This is a genomic window from Nonomuraea sp. NPDC003709 (assembly GCF_040610775.1).
Lineage (GTDB): Bacteria > Actinomycetota > Actinomycetes > Streptosporangiales > Streptosporangiaceae > Nonomuraea > Nonomuraea angiospora_A.
Window position 1 is genome coordinate 1 of record NZ_JBEXMW010000101.1, and the last position, 1141, is coordinate 1141.

The 1141-nt window shown below is 36.7% G+C and carries 1 protein-coding gene and 1 pseudogene; both read right to left on the reverse strand.

Translation table 11 applies throughout. From position 1 onward, the window contains the following. Positions 1-742: murein tripeptide/oligopeptide ABC transporter ATP-binding protein OppF (gene oppF / locus ABZX61_RS65900; RefSeq protein ID WP_355213283.1), on the reverse strand; the 742-nt coding region annotated here is incomplete at its 3' end. Beyond that, a pseudogene (oppD, locus tag ABZX61_RS65905) lies at positions 739-1141 on the reverse strand (murein tripeptide/oligopeptide ABC transporter ATP-binding protein OppD); the annotation flags it as partial. The gene oppF and the pseudogene oppD, both read right to left, overlap by 4 nt.

Sequence of the window (1141 nt, forward strand, 5' to 3'; positions counted from 1 at the left end):
GCTGTGGCTCATCAAAAATATCTCTTCGTGTTCCTTTTTCGACAATTCGACCGTTGTGCATGACTGCAATATTATCAGTCATATGGCGGACAACCCCTAAATCATGAGAAATAAAAAGAAATGCAATTCCCAAGTCCTTTTGAATGAGCTTCATGAAATTCAAAACCTGAGCTTGAACAGATAAGTCTAATGCTGAAACTGGTTCATCGGCCACAATTAACTTAGGATTAGTAGCAACTGCCCGTGCGATTCCAATTCTTTGTTGTTGACCTCCAGAAAATTGGAAAGGATACTGTTCTAAAGCTTGTTTAGGTAGTCCAACAATATCCAATAATTCATGAATCCGTTTATTTTCCGTATTAGCATCTATTTTTTCAAAATTTCGAATAGGCTCCGCAATGATATCGTAAATTGTTTTCCGTGGATTCAAACTCGAAAATGCATCTTGAAAAATCATTTGAACATCTTTATTGTATTTGAGCTGGTTTCTTATCTTTTTTTTGCTGACATCTTGTCCTTTGTAAATCAATTGTCCTGATGTCATTTGTTCTAAACCAACAATTGTTTTGCCAATCGTTGATTTTCCAGAGCCAGATTCACCAACTAAACCGACAGTTTCTCCTTCATGAATCGTTAAATCTACTCCATCAACGGCTAAAACATTATCTGTCACTCGATTAAAGAAACCAGATCGAATAGGATAATAAACTTTTAAGTCCTTTAAATTAAGAATTTCGCTCACTTTTTACCCCCTTTCAATTTTTGATCTGGAAATTCAAATTTTTTCCAAGCCTGACCTCGAACAAAATGATTTGAAGAAATTTCAGTCATTTTTTCCGAAATTACTTTTTGAGCTTCTTCTTTCATCCAAGGCACTCGAGCGAGAAATAAATCTTTGTCATACTCAATTTCTGACAGAGAAGGCACAGACCCTGGAATCACATATAAATCATCCGAAACTGTTTCGGCAGATGGATTTGAACGCAAAAGTGACTGGGTGTATGGATGTTTGGGATTTTGAAAAAGCTCTTCAACAGAAGCTTTTTCGACGAGTTGTCCGGCATACATCACCGCGACTGTATCACCTACTTCAGCTACATCGCCTAAATCATGAGTTATTAGAATAACCCCAGCTTTCTTC